Source organism: Kitasatospora sp. NPDC056138, assembly GCF_042264695.1.
Lineage (GTDB): Bacteria > Actinomycetota > Actinomycetes > Streptomycetales > Streptomycetaceae > Kitasatospora.
On record NZ_JBHJVK010000113.1, the window covers coordinates 1 to 15,600 of the forward strand.

The 15,600-nt window shown below is 73.1% G+C and carries 11 protein-coding genes and 1 pseudogene; 9 read left to right on the forward strand and 3 right to left on the reverse strand.

From position 1 onward, the window contains the following. The 7 genes from ACFC1R_RS36865 to ACFC1R_RS36895 all read left to right on the forward strand — a co-directional run. A partial coding sequence (locus ACFC1R_RS36865) for an alpha/beta fold hydrolase (protein WP_375946096.1) occupies window positions 1–4,516 on the forward strand: 4,516 nt, incomplete at its 5' end. 95 nt (window positions 4,517–4,611) lie between these two features. Then, the gene (locus ACFC1R_RS36870; protein ID WP_375946097.1) at window positions 4,612–5,298 is read left to right on the forward strand and encodes a class I SAM-dependent methyltransferase; all 687 of its coding nucleotides are present in this window, start codon (window positions 4,612–4,614) and stop codon (window positions 5,296–5,298) included. 71 nt (window positions 5,299–5,369) lie between these two features. Then, window positions 5,370–5,882 (forward strand): SRPBCC family protein, encoded by a 513-nt coding sequence (locus ACFC1R_RS36875; RefSeq protein ID WP_375946098.1) that lies wholly within the window; start codon window positions 5,370–5,372, stop codon window positions 5,880–5,882. Between the two features lie 47 nt (window positions 5,883–5,929). Further along, on the forward strand, window positions 5,930–7,771 hold the full coding sequence (gene asnB, locus ACFC1R_RS36880) for an asparagine synthase (glutamine-hydrolyzing) (protein ID WP_375946099.1): 1,842 nt from the start codon (window positions 5,930–5,932) through the stop codon (window positions 7,769–7,771). 10 nt (window positions 7,772–7,781) lie between these two features. Then, complete coding sequence (gene ubiG / locus ACFC1R_RS36885; protein ID WP_375946100.1) at window positions 7,782–8,555, forward strand: bifunctional 2-polyprenyl-6-hydroxyphenol methylase/3-demethylubiquinol 3-O-methyltransferase UbiG; 774 nt, start codon at window positions 7,782–7,784, stop codon at window positions 8,553–8,555. A 2-nt stretch (window positions 8,556–8,557) separates the two neighbouring features. Next, window positions 8,558–10,330 carry an FAD-dependent monooxygenase gene (locus ACFC1R_RS36890; RefSeq protein ID WP_375946101.1) on the forward strand — a complete coding sequence of 591 codons (1,773 nt, stop codon included), beginning with the start codon at window positions 8,558–8,560 and terminating at the stop codon, window positions 10,328–10,330. A gap of 170 nt (window positions 10,331–10,500) precedes the next feature. Further along, on the forward strand, window positions 10,501–11,262 hold the full coding sequence (locus ACFC1R_RS36895) for a thioesterase II family protein (RefSeq protein ID WP_375946102.1): 762 nt from the start codon (window positions 10,501–10,503) through the stop codon (window positions 11,260–11,262). Window positions 11,263–11,377: 115 nt separating this feature from the next. Here the strand turns inward: ACFC1R_RS36895 and ACFC1R_RS36900 are convergent, their stop codons facing one another. Continuing rightward, the gene (locus tag ACFC1R_RS36900; protein WP_375946103.1) at window positions 11,378–11,563 is read right to left on the reverse strand and encodes a hypothetical protein; all 186 of its coding nucleotides are present in this window, start codon (window positions 11,561–11,563) and stop codon (window positions 11,378–11,380) included. Between the two features lie 101 nt (window positions 11,564–11,664). Between ACFC1R_RS36900 and ACFC1R_RS36905 the strand changes: the two genes are divergently transcribed. Next, window positions 11,665–12,258, forward strand: coding sequence for a DinB family protein (locus ACFC1R_RS36905; protein WP_375946104.1), 594 nt, complete (start codon window positions 11,665–11,667; stop codon window positions 12,256–12,258). A 256-nt stretch (window positions 12,259–12,514) separates the two neighbouring features. On the opposite strand, the gene ACFC1R_RS36910 is transcribed toward ACFC1R_RS36905, so the two are convergent. Both ACFC1R_RS36910 and ACFC1R_RS36915 read right to left on the reverse strand, forming a co-directional pair. Beyond that, complete coding sequence (locus tag ACFC1R_RS36910) at window positions 12,515–13,021, reverse strand: putative immunity protein (RefSeq protein ID WP_375946105.1); 507 nt, start codon at window positions 13,019–13,021, stop codon at window positions 12,515–12,517. Window positions 13,022–13,423: 402 nt separating this feature from the next. Beyond that, window positions 13,424–14,233 (reverse strand): hypothetical protein, encoded by an 810-nt coding sequence (locus tag ACFC1R_RS36915; RefSeq protein ID WP_375946106.1) that lies wholly within the window; start codon window positions 14,231–14,233, stop codon window positions 13,424–13,426. Window positions 14,234–14,668: 435 nt separating this feature from the next. Here ACFC1R_RS36915 and ACFC1R_RS36920 point away from each other — a divergent pair. After that, window positions 14,669–15,600: pseudogene (locus ACFC1R_RS36920) on the forward strand (Fe-S oxidoreductase); the annotation flags it as partial.

Below are 15,600 nucleotides of genomic sequence, written 5' to 3' on the forward strand. Positions count from 1 at the left end.
CGCCACCCACCTCCACAACCACGGCCACCCCATCAACTGGACCCCCCTCCTCCACCCCGCACCCCACCCCGACCTCCCCACCTACCCCTTCCAACGCCGCCATTACTGGGTGGACACCACCGGCACGGGCACCACCGCCGCCGAGCCCGACGACCGCGCCACCGGTTCCGCCGGAGCCGAGCTGCGCCGGCAGCTGTCCGAGCTGCCCGAACCCGACCGCGAGCGGCTGCTGCTCGACCTGGTGGAGTCCCACGCGACCGCCGTCCTCGGTCTCACCGATCCGCCCGCGCCGGAACTCTCCTTCCACGAGCTGGGCTTCGTCTCGCTCACCGCCGTCGAGCTGCGCAACCGGCTGATCGCCGCCACCGGCCTGCGACTCCCGGCCGCCGTCGCCTTCGACCACCCGACGCCCGAGGCCCTGAGCCGCCATCTGCTCGCCCAACTCACCAGCGCCGACGCCGGGATCGCCGACGAGCCGCCGGTCCCGCCGGCAGTGGCCGGCGGCGACGAGCCGATCGCCATCGTCGCCATGGCCTGCCGCTACCCGGGCGAGGTGCGTAGCCCCGAGGACCTGTGGCGACTGGTCGCCGACGGCCGCGACGCGATCACGCCGTTCCCCGAGAACCGGGGCTGGGACCTCGACAACCTCTACGACCCCGACCCGGACCGCCCCGGCCGCACCTACGCGCGGGAGGGCGGCTTCCTGCACGACGCCGACCGCTTCGACGCCGCGTTCTTCGGGATCGGCCCGCGCGAGGCGCTGGCCATGGACCCCCAGCAGCGGCTGCTGCTGGAGACCTCCTGGGAGGCGTTCGAGCGGGCCGGCATCGACCCGACCAGCCTGCGCGGCAGCCGGACCGGCGTGTTCGCCGGCAGCAGCGGCCAGGACTACCACCTGCTGGCGCAGGACTCGCCGGAGGACCTGGAGGGCTACCTGCTGACCGGCAACGCGGCCAGCGTCATCTCCGGCCGGCTCGCCTACACGTACGGGCTGGAGGGGCCGGCCGTCACGGTGGACACCGCGTGCTCGTCGTCCCTGGTCGCCCTGCACCTGGCCTGCCAGTCGCTGCGCTCGGGCGAGAGCACGCTCGCGCTCGCCGGCGCCGTCACCGTGCTGTCCACGCCGCAGGCGTTCATCGGTTTCAGCCGGCAGCGCGGGCTGGCGCCGGACGGCCGGTGCAAGCCGTTCGCCGCCGCGGCCGACGGCACCGCCTGGGGCGAGGGTGCGGGTGTGGTGCTGCTGGAGCGGCTGTCCGACGCCCGCCGCAACGGGCATCCGGTCCTGGCCGTGGTCCGCGGCTCGGCCACCAACCAGGACGGCGCGAGCAACGGCCTGTCCGCGCCCAACGGCCCGTCCCAGCAGCGGGTCATCCGGCAGGCGCTGGCCGGTGCCGGGCTGGCCCCCGGCGAGGTGGACGCGGTCGAGGCGCACGGGACGGGCACGCCGCTCGGGGACCCGATCGAGGCCGAGGCGCTGCTCGCGACGTACGGGCGGGACCGGCCGGCCGAACGGCCGCTGTGGCTGGGCTCGGTGAAGTCGAACATCGGCCACACCGCGGCCGCCGCCGGGATGGCCGGCGTGATCAAGATGGTGATGGCGATGGAGCACGGTGTCCTGCCGCCCACCCTGCACACCGACGCTCCCAGCCCGCACGTGGACTGGGACTCCGGCGCGGTCGCCCTGCTCACCGAGCCGGTGGCGTGGCCGGAGCACGACCGCCCCCGCCGCGCGGGCGTGTCCGCCTTCGGCATCAGCGGCACCAACGCCCACGTGGTCCTCGAACAGGCTCCGCCGGTGCCCGGACAGACTCCGCCGGTGCCCGAACAGCCGCCCCTGCCCGGCACATCCGGCACATCCGGCACCATCGAACCGCACGCACGCACGGAGGCCGAGGCCCCGGCCGATCCCGCACCGCCCGCTCGCCCCCCGCTCGTCCCCTGGCCGGTCTCGGCCCGCGGCGAGGCCGCCCTGCGCGGCCAGGCGGAGCGCCTGCGGGAGCACCTCACCGGCGACCTCACCGGCGACCTCACCGACGATCCCTCCCCCGCCGCCATCGGGCGCTCGCTGGCCCTGACCCGGGCCGCCCTGCCGCACCGGGCGGTCGTGCTCGGCCGCGACCCCGGCGAGCTGCGGGCCGGCCTGGACGCGCTCGCCGCGGGCAGGGCCGCGCCCGGCCTGGTCCGGGGCACGGCGGCCGCCGGCCGGGTCGGCTTCCTCTTCCCGGGCCAGGGCAGCCAGCGGCCCGGCATGGGCCAGGGCCTCCACCAGGCCCATCCGGTCTTCGCACGGGCGCTGGACGAGGTGTGCGAGCTGCTGGAACACCATCTCGCCGAGCCCGGACGCCCGGCCCTGCGCGACGTCATGTTCGCTCCGGAGGGCACCCCCACGGCCGCCCTGCTCGACGAGACGGTGTTCACCCAGGCCGGGCTCTTCGCCGTCGGTCTGGCTGCCTTCCGCCTGCTCCGGTCCTGGGGTGTGACGCCCGACTACGTCGGCGGCCACTCGGTCGGCGAACTGGCGGCGGCCTGCGCTGCCGGCGTGCTGACGCCGGACCACGCCTGCCGCCTGGTCGCCGCTCGCGGCCGGCTGATGCAGGCCTCGCCGGACGGCGGCGCGATGGTGGCCGTGGAGGCGACCGAGGACGAGGTGGTGCCGCTGCTGGTGGGCCGGGAGGAGCAGGTCGGCATCGCCGCCGTCAACGGGCCGCGCGCCACCGTGCTGTCCGGCCTGGCCGAGCCGGTCGAGGAGATCGCGGCCGTGCTCGCCGCACGCGGTCGCCGGACCAAGCGGCTACGGGTCACGAAGGCGTTCCACTCGCCGCTGATGGACGGCGTGCTGGACCGCTTCCACGAGGTGGCGAGCGAGCTCACGTACCGGCCGCCGCGGATCCGGCTGCTGTCGAACCTGACCGGCGAGCCGGCCTCGGCCGAGCAGGTGTGCACGCCGGAGTACTGGGTGCGGCACATCCGGGAGGCGGTGCGGTTCCACGACGGCGTGCGCCGGATGGCGGCGGACGGCGTGACCACCTTCCTCGAACTCGGCCCCGGCGGCGTCCTGTCCGCCCTGGTCCGGGACGCGCTGGCGGACCGGACCCCGGCCCCGGCGGCGGTGCCGCTGCTCCGGCGCGGCCGGCCGGAAGCGGACAGCGCCCTGACCGCGCTCGCCGGTGCCCACGTCCGTGGCGTCCCGGTGGACTGGGAGGCCGTCCTCGCCGACCCCGGCGCGCGCCGGGTCGCCCTGCCCACCTACGCGTTCCAGCGCCGCCGGTTCTGGCCGGAGCGCACCGCACCGGCCGTTCCGCCCATCGAGCCCACCGGGCCCACCGGGCCCACCGGGCCGAACGATGTCCTGGGCGGAGCCCGGCCGGCCGACCGGGAAGCTCCCGCCAGGCTGCACGAGCGGCTGTCCGCCCTCACCGCGGCCGAACGCGACTCCGTCCTCCGTGAGCTGGTGGCCACCCAGGTGGCCACCGCACTCGGGCACACCTCCACCGACGAGTTGGAGGCCGGCCTGACGCTGCCCGAACTCGGGCTCGACTCCCTCGCCGCGACCGAGTTGAGCGCCGCCCTTCAGGCCGCCACCGGGCTCGCCCTGCCCGCCACAGCGGTGTTCGAGCATCCCACGCTCGACGCCCTCGCCGCCCACCTGCGGGCCGAGCTGGACGCCGCCCCGGTGCCGCCGGCCGGTCCGGGCGGCGGCCTGCTGGCCTCGCTCGCGCCGCGCGCCGCCGAACTGGGCCGGTTCGAGGAGTTCGGCGAACTCCTCGCGGCCGCCGCACGGTTCCGCGACACCTTCGACACCCCACCCGCCCCGTCCGGCCGGCCGGCTCCCGTCCGTCTCACCCAGGGTCCGACAGCCCCCCGCTTCTTCTGCTTCCCCTCGTTCGCGAGCAGGTCCGGCGCCCACCAGTACGCCCGGCTCGCCGCGTCCGTGGGCGGCCGGCACGAGCTGTGGGCACTGCCCGCCCCCGGCTTCTCCCCGGGCGAGCACCTCCCGGCCGACCTCGACGCGCTGGTGCAGCTGCACGCCGAGGACGTCGAACGGCTCGCCGCCGGGCAGCCGTTCGCACTCCTCGGCCACTCCGCCGGCGGCTGGATCGCCCACGCGGTGGCGGCGCACCTGGAGAAGCTCGGAATCCTCCCGGAGTCGGTCGTCCTGCTGGACAGCTACCGGCCGAGGAGTGCGATACTTCCCCGCATCCAGGCCGAGATCGCGAAGCAGTTGACGAGCGGTCACATCCCGTCCGAGCAACTGCTGGACGACACCTGCCTCACCGCGATGGGCGGCTACGCCCGGCTCTTCGGGACCTGGCAGCCGCAGCCCCTCGCCACGCCCACGCTCCAGCTCCGCGCCGCCCGGCCGCTTCCCGGCTTCCCGGCCACCGGCTGGCAGGCCGGCTGGCCGGTGCCGCACACCGAGGTCGAGGTGGAGGGCGACCACTTCACGATGACCGGCGAGCACAGCCCCTCCACCGTGCGCGCCGTCCTCGACCGGCTCGCCGAGCCGTCCGCCTGACCTTCCCCGACCGTCCCGACCACCACGCCCGACCACCACGACCACCACGCCCCGACCACCACGGTCTCCCGATTCCCGACGAGGGTGAGCAGAACATGAGCACTGAGAACGGCCACCGGACCGGTTCCCTGGACCAGGCGGTCCTGGACGGCCAGGCCCCCTACCACCGCCGCGCGCTGACCTTCTACGACCTGGTGGTGTTCCGCGGCAGCGCACCGCTGTTCTGGCGCTGCTCGCCGCGGAACTTCCTGCAGATGTACAACACCTGCGTCGGCGCCGAGCACCTGGAGATCGGAGTCGGCACCGGCTACCTGCTGACCCGGACCCGGTTCCCGGTCTCGAACCCGAAGATCACGCTGGCCGACCTCAACCCCGCCACGCTCGACTTCACGGCCGAGCGGCTCGCGCACTTCAAGACCACCAAGGTGGTCGCCAACGCGCTGGAGCCGCTGCCGGTCCCCGAGGAGAGCCACGACTCGGCCGCCCTCAGCTTCCTGCTGCACTGCATCCCCGGCAGCCTGCGCGAGAAGGGCGTGGCCATCCGGCACGCGGCCGCGGCCGTGCGGCCCGGCGGCACGGTGTTCGGCAGCACGGTCCTGTCGTCGGGCGTCCCGGTCACCGGGGCCGGCCGCTGGCTGATGAACGACCTCAACGCGAAGGGCGTCTTCCACAACGACCAGGACGACCTGGAGGACCTGCGCGACCAGCTCAAGCAGAACTTCGACGACTTCGACCTGGTGGTGCGCGGCTCCGTCGGCCTCTTCCGGGGCCGGAAGGCGTAACGCGCACCCGCCCTCCTCGACGCACCCGCCCTCCTCGACACACCGACCGACCCCGGAAAGGACCCGCCGCCATGACCACCCACTGGTATCCGATCGAGGAGGCCGACGACTCGCTCTTCGCCAAGGCCCCGCTGTACCACGCCCGTTCGGTCGAGGTGCCCTACTCCGCCGAGGAGACCTGGGCGGCCCTGACCGGCGACGGTGTGTCCAGCTGGACCAAGGGGATGCGCCGGCTCACCTGGACCTCGCCGCGGCCGTTCGGCGTCGGCACCACCCGGGAGATCGAGATGGAGAGCGGCCTCGTCATCCGCGAGCGCTTCTTCCGCTGGGAGGAGGGCACCCGCAAGACCTTCACCGCGACCGAGGCGACCCGACCGATCTTCCGCCACCTGGTGGAGGACTACGTGGTGGAACCGACCGGGACCGGCGCCCGGTTCAGCTGGCGCTGGGCGGCCGAGCTGAACCGTCCGTGGTCGTTCCTGCAGGGCGCGCTGGACCGCTTCTTCTTCGCCCCCACCGGCCGCTCGCACATCGACGGCCTGCCCGCCCACATGGCCGCCCTGCGCAGCGCCGCGCGCCGCTGAGCACCCGCTCAGACACCCCGCCCGCCCCCGAACGAAAGCAGACCCGAATGTGCGGGATCGCCGGCTGGATCTCCTTCCAGCACGACCTCGAACGTGAACTCCCCGCCCTCACCGCCATGACCGACACCATGCTCTGCCGCGGTCCGGACGCCGGCGGCACCTGGCTGTCCCGTCACGCGGCGCTGGGCCACCGCAGGCTCGCCGTCATCGACCTGGCGGGCGGTGTCCAGCCCATGGTGGTCGAGACGCCGGACGGCCCGGTCGCGATGACGTACAGCGGTGAGGCCTACAACTTCACCGAGCTGCGGGACGAACTCCGGCGCCGGGGACACGAGTTCCGCACCTCCAGCGACACCGAGGTCGTCCTGCGCGGCTACCTGGAGTGGGGGCAGGCGGTCGCCGACCGGCTCGACGGCATGTACGCGCTGGGCATCTGGGACGGCCGGGTGGAGCGGCTGGTGCTGCTGCGCGACCGCCTGGGCATCAAGCCGCTCTACTACTACCCCACCGCCGACGGCGTGCTGTTCGGTTCGGAGGCGAAGGCCCTGCTGGCCCACCCGGCGGTGGACCCGGTGGTGGACACCGACGGCTTCCGCGAGCTGTTCGGCTTCGTCAAGGCCCCCGGCCGCGCGGTCTGGGCGGGCATGCACGAGGTGAAGCCCGGCACCACGGTGACCGTCGACCGCTCCGGGCTGCGCGAGCACGTGTACTGGCGGCTGGAGGTGGCCGAGCACCGTGACGACACCGGAACCACCGTGCGACGCGTCCGCGAACTGCTGGAGGACAGCGTGGCCCGGCAGCTGGTCGCCGACGTGCCGCAGTGCGTGCTGCTCTCCGGCGGGCTCGACTCCAGCGCCCTGACCGCCCTGGCCGGCCGGCGGCTGGCCGCCGGGGGCGAGCGGGCGCGCACCTTCACCGTCGACTTCGAGCAGCCGGACGCGTTCCGCCCGGACGAGCTGCGCGGCTCACCGGACGCGCCGTTCGCCCGCGAGGTGGTCGGGCACGTCGGCACGGTGCACCACGACATCCGGCTGGACTACCGGGAGTTGGCCAACCCCGAGGTGCGCCGGGCCACCGTGACCGCCCGCGACCTGCCGTTCGGCTTCGGCGAGGCGGACAACTCGCTCTACCTGCTCTTCAAGGCGATCCGGGAGCACTCGACGGTCGCGCTCTCCGGCGAGTCGGCCGACGAGATCTTCGGCGGCTACCCGTGGTTCCACCTGCCGGCGGTGCAGCAGGTCGCGATGTTCCCGTGGGTGACGGCCTCCGGTCTCGGCCCGAGGAACCACCCCACCAAGCTGATCGACCCCGACCTGCTGCTGCGGACCCTCGACGTCCCCGGCTACTGGGCGCAGCGCTGGAGCGATTCGGTCGCCGAACTCCCGTTCGTGGACGGCGAGGACGCGCACGAGCGGCGGATGCGCGAGTTCTGCTACGTGCACCTGACCAGCCTGCTGGGTCTGCTGCTGGACCGCAAGGACCGGATGAGCATGGCGGTCGGCCTGGAGGTGCGGGTGCCGTTCTGCGACCACCGACTGGTGGAGTACGTGTTCAACACGCCCTGGGCGATGAAGACGTTCGACGGCCGGGAGAAGAGCCTGCTGCGCGCCGCGGTGCGGGACATCCTGCCGGGATCGGTGGTGGAGCGGGTGAAGGCGCTCTACCCGCACACCCAACAGATCGCCTACGTGGGCCAGTTGCAGCGGCAGGTGGGCGAACTGCTGTCGGACGACCACCAGGCGGTCGCGTTCTTCGACCGCACCGCGCTCACCAGGGCCGTCGGCGCGCAGCCCGAGGCCGTCGAGCGGGACGAGCGCGAGGCGTTCGAGCGCGTCCTCGACCTGGCCGTCTGGCTCGACCTCCACCGCCCGACCGTCAAGCTCTCCTGAGGAGTCCGCCATGCCTGTCGACAACGACGTCTACAACACCCATTCCTGGTGGGACGACAACCAGCCGTTCGCCACGCTGGAGGCCTTCACCCCGGCCCGGTTCGACTACTTCCACGACGTCCTGACCAACCGGCTGCGGCTGGACCTCAAGGGGCTCGACGTGCTCGACGTGGGGTGCGGCGGCGGTCTGCTGGCCGAGCACTTCGCCCGGACCGGCGCCCGGGTCACCGGGGTGGACCCGTCCGGTCCGTCGCTGGAGGCCGCCGGCGAGCACGCCCGGCAGTCCGGCCTGGAGATCGCCTACCAGCAGGGATTCGCCGAGCAACTGCCCTTTCCGGACGGGACGTTCGACATCGTCTACTGCTGCGACACGCTGGAGCACGTCACCTCGGTGGACCAGGCGGTCGCCGAGGCGGTCCGGGTGCTCAAGCCGGGCGGCCACTACCTGTACGACACCATCAACCGGACCCTCCGGTCCAAGCTGGCGATGATCAAGATGGCGCAGGACTGGAAGTCCGTCAGCTTCGCGCCCAAGGACCTGCACGACTGGAAGAGCTTCATCAAGCCGGCCGAGCTGCACGCGGTCTTCCGCAGGCACGACCTGGCCAACCAGGATCTGATCGGATTCGCCTCCACCCGGCCGCAGTCGGAGCTGCTGAAGGCGATGCGCCGGCGCGCCCGGGGCGAGATCACCTACGGCGAGCTGGGACGGCAGTTCCGGCTCGGCGTTCACAAGGACACGTCGGTGATCTACGCCGGCTACGCGCGGAAGGCAGCGAAGTGACCATGGCGACCCCCACCCCCACCCCCGACGTCCGGGTTCCGGTGCTGATCGTCGGCGCAGGACCGGCCGGCCTGACCGCCTCGCTGGCGCTCTCGCGCTACGGCGTGCCGCACCTGGTGGTCGGCAAGTACCCCGGCACCGCGCACACCCCGCGCGCCCATCTGCTGAACCAGCGCACCGGCGAGATCCTGCGCGACCTCGGCGTGGAGCGCGAGGTGCTGGCCGAGGCGACGCCGAGCCCGCTGCTGTCCAACCACGTCTTCATGTCGACCTTCGCCGGCCCCGAGGTGAGCCGGCTGGACGCGTACGGCAACGGCCCGGACCGGATCGGCGACTACCTCGCGGCCAGTCCGAGCACGATGTGCAACCTCGCCCAGCACCTGCTGGAGCCGCTGCTGGTCGAGCAGGTCCGGCAGGCCGGGGTCGGCGAACTCCGTTTCGGCCAGGAGTTCCTGCGCATGGAGCAGGACGAGGACGGGGTCACGGCCGTGGTCGCCGACCGGCAGTCCGGCCTGGAGTACACCGTGCGCGCCGACTACGTGATCGGTGCCGACGGTGCGAAGAGCCGGGTGATGGAGCAGGCCGGGCTCACCGTGGAGGGTGCCACCGGGCTGGCCAAGGTCGCCTCGGTCTGGTTCGAGGCGGACCTCTCGCGCTACTGCGCCGACCGCCCGGCCATCCTCTACATGGGCGCCGTGCCCGGCAACCCGCCCGAGGACGGTCGGGTGTTCGTCAGCATCCGGCCCTGGAACGAGTGGGTCTACCTGCGCTTCCTCGACCACGGCGGCGAGTTCGACCGGGACGACCACGAGGAGATCCGCGCGCACCTCCGGGAGAGCATCGGCGACCCGTCCGTCGAGATCCGGATCAAGAGCGTCTCGCCGTGGGAGGTCAACGCGGTGGTCGCCCCCCGCTACTCGCAGGGCCGGGTGTTCTGCGTCGGCGACGCGGTGCACCAGATGCCGCCGACCAACGGCCTAGGGCTGAACTCGGCGGTCGCCGACTCGTTCAACCTGTGCTGGAAGCTGAAGCTGGTCCTGGACGGCACGGCCTCGCCCGCCCTGCTGGACACCTACCAGGACGAGCGGCTGCCGGTCGGCGGGCAGATCGTCGACCGCGCGGTCCGCAGCATGCTCGACTTCCTCGGCATCCCGGCGGCGCTGGGCTTCACCGCCGAGCAGAGCGCCGCCGAGCAGTGGGGGCTGCTGCGCGGCCTCGCCGACGACACCGAGGAGGCGGCCGCCCGGCGCGCCGCGCTGGCCGCCGCGACCGACCGGATCAACTACCAGGTGAACGCGCACGGCGTGGAGATCGGCTACCGCTACCGGGCCGGCGCCCGGGTGGACGACGGCACGCCCGAACCGGTCGGCGACCGGGACCCGGAGCTGTACTACCAGCCCACCACCTGGCCGGGCGCCCGCCTGCCGCACGCCTGGCTGGAGGACGGCGGCCGTCGCCGCTCCACCCTGGACGTGGTCGGCCGGGGCCGCTTCGTCCTGCTCACCGGCCGCGGCGGCGGGCGCTGGCACGACGCCGCCCGCGAGGCCGCCCGGCTCACCGGAGTGCCCGTCACGGTCCGCACGATCGGCGCCACCGAGGGCCTGCGGGACCCGTACGGGGCGTGGGAGCGGCTGCGCGAGGTCGACGCGGACGGCGGCGTCCTGGTCCGCCCGGACGGACACGTGGCCTGGCGCGCCCAGCGCGCCGACTCCGCCGACGAGTTGCCGAAGGTGCTGGCCGGCCTCCTGCAGACGCCGGCCGGTCCGACGACCTGACCCCCTGCCGGGCGGCCCCCTCCTGGCAGGGGGTCGCCCGGCGCTCGCCGGTCACCGCGACGAGCCGACGGACTGGACGGGCCGTCCACCGGCCGGCGACCGGTGGGCGACCCGTCCGGACACCACCACTCCCGAACCACTCCCGAACCACTCCCGAATGAGGACACCTCATGGCAGAGACCGACCCGGGCACCGGCGACGCCCGTTGGATGCGACGGTTCCACCCGGCCCCGGCCGACGCCCCGACGCTGGTCCTGCTCCCGCACGCCGGCGGCGCCGCCGGCTTCTTCCGCACCTTCGCGACCGCCCTGAAACCGCGGTTCGACGTGCTGGCCGTCCAGTACCCGGGGCGGCAGGACCGCCGCACCGAGCCCGGGGTCGAGGACCTCGCCGAGTACGCCGACCGGATCCACCGGGCCCTCCCCTCCGACGGCCGCCCGCTCACCCTCTACGGCCACAGCATGGGCGCACTGCTCGCCTTCGAGGTGGCCCGTCGCCTGGAGGCGGACGGCCGGGCGCCGCTCGCGGTGGTCGTCTCCGGCAGCCGCGCCCCGTCCGTCCGCCGCGAGGGCACCGTCCACCTGCGCGACGACGCCGGCCTGATCGCCGAACTGCGCGAACTGAGCGCCACCCACAGCAGCCTGCTCGCCGACGAGGAAGTCCTACGGATGATCCTCCCGGCGCTGCGCAGCGACTACACCGCCGTCGAGCGCTACACCTGCCCGCCCGGTGCGGTGCTGACCAGCCCGCTGCTGGCGGTGACGGGCGACGCCGACCGCTGGACCAGCGTCGAGGACGCGGCGGCGTGGAGCGGCCACACCACCGGCGCGTTCCGTCTGGAGGTACTCGCCGGCAGCCACTTCTTCGTCGCCGACCACTGGGATCGGATCGCCGGCCTGGTCTCCGGCTTCGCCCTCGGCGCGCCCGCCTGACGCGGTTCTCCCGACGCGGCGCGTCCGGGGCTCCCGGGTGGCCGGGAGCCGTGCCGCCTCTCGGATTCGGCCTCCGGGGAGCCCGGTTGGTTCGCCCCACCGGTGGCACGGGCTACTACGCCTTGGGCACCGAGAAGCCGAAGAGCCTGTCGGAGCAGGCGGCGAAGAGGTGGTCGCCGGCGGGGAACGCCGACCAGTCCCCGGACGCGCCGCTGACCGGGTGGTGCCAGACCTGCTTCCCGTCGCCGGCGTGGAAGCCGTACAGCCCTGCCGGACCTGCGGCGAGGAAGAGGCCGCGCACCGCTCCCCCGGGAACTGCAGCTCGCCGAGGCCGGATCCGGCCGTCTGCGCAGCCGGGAAACCACGCGACTGCTGTCGGCGGGTGATGCGAGACTCTGCCCCATGAAGCCCAACGATCCCAAAGACGACCTGCACCGCTACCTCAAGGCTGCTCGCGGAGCCATCATGTGGAAGCTGGACGGACTGTCCGAGTACGACAGCCGCCGCCCCCTGACACCGACCGGCACCAACCTCCTCGGCCTCGTCAAGCACCTCGCCAGCGTCGAGTTCGGGTACTTCGGCCCGACCTTCGGCCGCCCGCACGACGAATCGCTCCCCTGGCACGAGGAGGGCGCCGAGCCCAACTCGGACATGTGGGCACCCGCCGACGAGTCGCGCGAGGACATCGTCGGCCTCTACCACCGCGCCTGGGCGCACGCGGACGCGACGATCGAGGCGCTGCCGCTCGACGCGATGGGCCACGTCGCGTGGTGGGGCGACAAGGGCGACGTGACGCTTCAGCGGATCATGCTGCACATGACGGCCGAGACGAACCGTCACGCCGGCCACGCCGACATCGTCCGCGAGCTGATCGACGGCAGGGCCGGCCTGCGGGAAGGCCTCAGCAACATGGACGGCGGCGACGAGGCCTGGTACCAGGAGTACTGGAACAGGCTGGAGGCGTCCGCCAGGGAGGCCCAGGCCAAGCCGAGCTGACTGGCGTCCGTTCGGGGAGGCGGGTGCCCCCCTGGTGGCGCGCGTGGTCGCCGGCCTCCCCCGGCCCCTCGCCTGAGGGTGTCGCCCGTCCTGCACGTCGATGACGCGAGGGGCTGTGCCATGACGGCGCGCTCCCCGTCCGTCCCGTCGATCGGAGCGGCGGTGCGAGGTCGGCGGCGTAGGCGGCGGCCCGGTCTGCGAGCCCGCTCCCCGGCGGCCTCGCAGACCTGCTGTGCGCGGCGGCGCGCCTCGCCGATCAGCGGCGTAGGGCTGCGTCGAGTCGGTGGTAGAGCGTGTCCAGCCGACTGCGGCCAGGGCTGCGGACCGGCATCTGCCGCACGATCCCGCGAACTGCCGGCGAGGCGTGCTCGATCGCCCACCGGATCTCCTCGTCACCGACGCTGGCCTCCTCGCCTGCCGCGATCTCACGGGCGCGCGCCCCGTGAACCGCGGGCGCAAGGACGTGCTTGACCTGGTGAGGGGTGGCCAACGGGTGGATGTAAGGGGTCGCCGCCGCGTAGCCCGCAGCGCGGGCGGCGGCGGTGGCAGCCGGATCGCCGACCTCGCGCGCGGCTGCGAGAGCCGCCCAGGCGAGGGAGCGCAGCAGCCCCTTCCGCGCCTCTCCGCGCGCGAAGGCCCGGACACCCCCGATCGCCTCGCGCGGACGGGTGTCGGAGGGAGCCTGCGCCTCGAACAGCGGCAGCACCCGCTCGACGCAGTCGGCCGCCCAGATCCCCAGAAGTCGGCGGTCTTCTTCGCTCATGGTCACCTTGTTCACCCGCACATCCTGCCGGTTCCGGTGCTCCCTGTCGCGGCCGACCTGCCTGCCGCCCGCCCTCTGCGGAGTCATGACCTGGGCAAGCCAACTCTGCTGCGAGGAACGGGACAAGACGTCTCATCAGCCGCTGCGCGACTCTCCCGAGCGGTGACGACCCGGCCACCGTGGAGACACGCGTCGACCCGGACAAGAACCGCCGAGGCGGCATCCGCCGGTCACTTCAGGCGCGGGCCGGCGCCCGGTGGCGGCGCCGTGGCCCGACCGCATCGACGCACCGGCACCCGTCGCGTCGACCGAGGTGCTGTCCCACCGGCACGTCAACGGACAACAGCCCCTGACAGCAACAGCGGTGAGGACCTGGCGGGCCATGGAGTCGCCGCTGGGGCGTCACTTCGGGGAGGCGGGGAAGGTCGGTGCCACCTCGCTCAGGTCCAGGAGCACGCCCGCGAGCGATGCGATCAGTTGAGCGGCGGTGACCAGATCGGCCGGCGGGCACTCCAGGATGACGTCACCGGCCGGTTCCCCGGTGGCGACGTGCAGCCTCTCGAGCGGCTCGTTCGGGCGTGGAAACGTCGTCGTGACCCACACCCGGCTGATCCGGGCGACCGGTATCTCCACCCCCGGCCGGCCGTCGTGCGCGTCCGTCCGGACGTGCTCCCGGGTGATCAGGACCCGGCCGAGGACGACCGACCCGGTCTCGTCGAGCAAGCGCAGGCCCGCGCGCAACCGCCCCGAGAACGCTCCCTCCGTCAGCACCCGGGCGAGCCCGGGACCGCCGCCCACGATCTGCCGGGCGGCGAAGCCGAAGCCCTCGGCACCGGCGATGGCGACCCCGTAGCCGTACAGCGGGGGGCCGACCCGCTGGGGCACCACTCGCTTGATCCGCACGCTCACCTCGGGCCAGGCAGCGAACTTCTTCACCTGCCCCCACAGCCCGGTGAACACGATTCCCTCGTCGAAGATGTGGACGGCCTTGTTGGCGCGGGTGAGGGCCCCCAGCGCGACGAAGGGCAGCGCGGGGACGAAGTACACCGCCACCGCTCCCCAGCCGAACCCTTCCACCGAGACCCAGCCGGCGGCCCACGACAGTGGCACCAGGGCCATGCCGAACCAGAAGAGCCCGTTGAACCGGTACCGCTCCCGAAGAGCACCCAGCCCGTGGGACTCCGCCGCCCGCGACGCACGCTCCGAGCCCATCAGGCCTCCGCTCCCCCGGCCAACCAAGCCGTCCCCGCCCGTCCACAGCACCTTGGCACACCGCCAGGCGTGTTGACTACGGCGTGCGCGAATCCCGAACCCGGCAGCGCCCTCCGGCCGTCGAGGCCGTCCCAGGACGGCAGGAGGCGACCTCGCGCCCCCACGGCTGTCCTTGTCGAGACGGCATCGCGTCGAGCGCGGTCATGATCGGCAGTCAGTTTCCGGACCGTGCCGAACCGGCAGCCCCGAAGACCCCGCCGTCCGTCGACGGAAATGATCCAGTACGGCTCAACCTCCCTGCGCCGCACGGGACCTGATGACGCACATCACCTCGCGCCCACGCTGCGGTCCGGGTGCGTGAATCGCTACGCTCAGCTTGAACCGGGTCAAGTTACTACCGAGTAGTTGTCGCTCCGTGGCCTTCGAGGAGCCCGCATGCAAATCGCCGCGATCATCGTGTCGCTGGTCCTGGCCGTGGTCGGCGTGGCGCTCTTCGCCCGCGCGTTCCTCCAGATCTACGGCTTCGTCCGGCTCGGTCGGAACGTGCCGGCCGGCTCGCGCACCAACGACTGGAAGGACCGCACGCTCACCGTCGCCCGCGAGTTCCTCGGACACACCCGGATGAACCGCTGGGGCGTCGTCGGCGTCGCGCACTGGTTCGTCGCCGTCGGCTTCTTCACCCTGGTACTGACCCTGGTCAACGCCTTCGGCCAGCTGTTCAAGGCCGACTGGCTGCTGCCGGTCATCGGCGACTGGACGCCCTACGGCGTCTTCGTCGACTTCATCGGCGTGATGTCCACGCTCGGCATCGCGACGCTGATCGTGATCCGGCAGCTGAGCCACCCGCGCCGGCCGGGCCGCAAGTCGCGCTTCGCGGGCTCCGACTTCGGCCGGGCGTACTTCGTCGAGGCCGTCATCCTGATCGTCGGCCTCTGCGTCTACACCATGCACGGCCTGGACGGCGCGCTGCACGGTGTGGACGGCTACCAGGCGGCGTACTTCCTGTCGTACCCGCTGGTCGCCGCGTTCAAGGGGATGAGCGTCTCCACGCTGCAGACGCTGGTCCACCTGTTCGCGACGATCAAGATCGCGACCTCCTTCATCTGGATGATCACTGTCTCGCTCAAGACCGACATGGGTGTGGCCTGGCACCGCTTCCTCGCCTTCCCCAACATCTGGTTCAAGCGCAACGCCAAGGGCGACGTCGCGCTCGGCGCGCTGCTGCCGATGACCAGCGGCGGCCAGCCGATCGACTTCGAGGACCCGGCCGACGACGCCGTCTTCGGCGCCTCCCAGGTCGAGCACTTCTCCTGGAAGGGCATCCTCGACTTCTCCACCTGCACCGAGTGCGGCCGCTGCCAGTCGCA

Coding starts and splice junctions, on each gene's coding strand:
- ACFC1R_RS36870 (WP_375946097.1), top strand. CDS start 4,612: ATGAGCACTGAGAACGGCCACCGGACCGGTTCCCTGGACCAGGCGGTC.
- ACFC1R_RS36875 (WP_375946098.1), top strand. CDS start 5,370: ATGACCACCCACTGGTATCCGATCGAGGAGGCCGACGACTCGCTCTTC.
- asnB (WP_375946099.1), top strand. CDS start 5,930: ATGTGCGGGATCGCCGGCTGGATCTCCTTCCAGCACGACCTCGAACGT.
- ubiG (WP_375946100.1), top strand. CDS start 7,782: ATGCCTGTCGACAACGACGTCTACAACACCCATTCCTGGTGGGACGAC.
- ACFC1R_RS36890 (WP_375946101.1), top strand. CDS start 8,558: ATGGCGACCCCCACCCCCACCCCCGACGTCCGGGTTCCGGTGCTGATC.
- ACFC1R_RS36895 (WP_375946102.1), top strand. CDS start 10,501: ATGGCAGAGACCGACCCGGGCACCGGCGACGCCCGTTGGATGCGACGG.
- ACFC1R_RS36905 (WP_375946104.1), top strand. CDS start 11,665: ATGAAGCCCAACGATCCCAAAGACGACCTGCACCGCTACCTCAAGGCT.
- ACFC1R_RS36910 (WP_375946105.1), bottom strand. CDS start 13,021: ATGAGCGAAGAAGACCGCCGACTTCTGGGGATCTGGGCGGCCGACTGC.
- ACFC1R_RS36915 (WP_375946106.1), bottom strand. CDS start 14,233: ATGGGCTCGGAGCGTGCGTCGCGGGCGGCGGAGTCCCACGGGCTGGGT.